General features: G+C 66.7%; 2 protein-coding genes and 1 pseudogene. All 3 read left to right on the forward strand.

Annotation, left to right across the window (positions count from 1 at the left end; translation table 11 throughout):
- Nucleotides 1-219: pseudogene (locus AC1DZV_RS21730) on the forward strand (lipoyl synthase); the annotation flags it as partial.
- A gap of 19 nt (nt 220-238) precedes the next feature.
- A complete protein-coding gene (locus AC1DZV_RS21735) occupies nt 239-1,060 on the forward strand; it encodes a methylenetetrahydrofolate reductase (protein WP_476950165.1) in 822 nt (273 codons plus the stop codon).
- A partial coding sequence (gene pdxS, locus AC1DZV_RS21740; RefSeq protein ID WP_476954563.1) for a pyridoxal 5'-phosphate synthase lyase subunit PdxS occupies nt 1,053-1,891 on the forward strand: 839 nt, incomplete at its 3' end. The genes AC1DZV_RS21735 and pdxS, both read left to right, overlap by 8 nt.

Raw genomic sequence — 1,891 nt, forward strand, 5'->3', positions numbered from 1 at the left:
CAGGAATTCGTGGACCTGCAGCACGAAGCGGACGAGATCGGCATCCTGGGCGTCATGTCCGGGCCCCTGGTGCGTTCCTCCTACCGCGCCGGCCGGCTCTGGGCCACCGCGATGCGCAAGAAGGGCTGGGAAATCCCGGCCGAACTCGCGCACATCGAAAGCTCCGGAAGCACCCGCCAGGAAGCCAGCACCCTGCTCGGCGCCCACGCCGGCGCCTGACATCGACAGAGGATCAAAGATGTTCCACACACGACTTGAAATCATTCCTTCCGAGGGAATCGTCGAAAAGATCCAGGCGGCAGTGCCGCTGACCACGACGCTCACCATCACGTGCCTGCCGCACCACGGGATCGGACGGACCATGCGCACGGCCGTCCAGCTCAGCCTGCTCGGCTACACCGTGGTCCCGCACCTCGCAGCCCGGAGCCTCGAGGACCGCTCCCAGCTGACCGGCATCATCCGGGACTGTGGTGTGGCCGGCATCTCGGAAGTGTTCGCGGTAGGCGGTGACGCCCCGCAGCCTGCGGGTCCCTACGCGAATGGGGGCCAGCTGCTGCGCGAGATCGCGGAAATCAGCGGCGGCCAGATGGCCGTTGGGGTCGCCGGATACCCAGAGGGCCACCCCGGCGTCGGCACTCTGCAGCTGCTCGAATCGCTATTGGCCAAGCAGGAACTTGCCTCCAGCGTCGTCACCCAGATGTGCTTCTCGGCGCACAGAATCCACAGTTATGCGGCGATGCTGCGCCGCGAGGGAGTCACGCTTCCGCTCCTGGCCGGGGTTGCCGGCGCCGTGCAACGAACCAGGCTGATTGCACTGGCAACGAAAATCGGCGTCGGAACGTCCCTGCGGTTCGTTAGCCGGACCGGACCGCTCGCCCGCCGCCTCCTGAGCGGCGAACGCTACTCTCCCGACGCTCTTATCGACGAGCTCACCGCCCAGCCCGTCATCGACGGCATCCATCTCTACAGCTTCAATTGCTTTGACGAGTTACCCGGTACCGTCGCCGCTTCGTCGACGGAACTCTCCGCCACCACCAGCCAAGGAAACACACATGCTTGATACCCCGTTCCAGCCCGCGTCCGCCAGCACCGTCACGGGCAGCAGCCGCGTCAAGCGCGGCATGGCTGAGATGCTCAAGGGCGGCGTCATCATGGACGTCGTCAACGCCGAGCAGGCCCGCATCGCCGAAGACTCCGGTGCCGTGGCCGTGATGGCGCTGGAACGCGTTCCGGCCGATATCCGCGCCCAGGGCGGCGTGTCCCGCATGTCCGATCCCGACATGATCGACAAGATCATCGCGKCCGTGTCCGTGCCCGTCATGGCCAAGGCCAGGATCGGCCACTTCGTCGAGGCGCAGGTACTGCAGTCCCTCGGCGTGGACTACATCGACGAGTCCGAGGTCCTGACCCCGGCSGACTACACCAACCACATCGACAAGTGGAACTTCACCGTTCCGTTCGTCTGCGGTGCCACYAACCTCGGTGAGGCCCTGCGCCGGATCAACGAGGGCGCGGCGATGATCCGGTCCAAGGGCGAGGCCGGCACCGGCGACGTCTCCAACGCCACCACGCACATGCGCCAGATCCGCGCCGAGATCAAGAAGCTCGCCGGCATGGCCGAGGACGAGCTCTACGTCGCGGCCAAGGAGCTGCAGGCCCCGTACGAMCTGGTCAAGGAAGTTGCCGCGACCGGCAAGCTCCCGGTGGTGCTGTTCACCGCCGGCGGCATCGCCACCCCGGCCGACGCCGCGATGATGATGCAGCTCGGCGCCGACGGCGTGTTTGTCGGCTCCGGCATCTTCAAGTCCGGCAACCCGGCCCAGCGTGCCGCCGCCGTCGTGAAGGCCACCACGTTCTACGACGACCCGGACGAGATCGCCAAGGCCTCCCG

It is taken from the genome of Arthrobacter sp. P1_D12, from assembly GCF_056406175.1.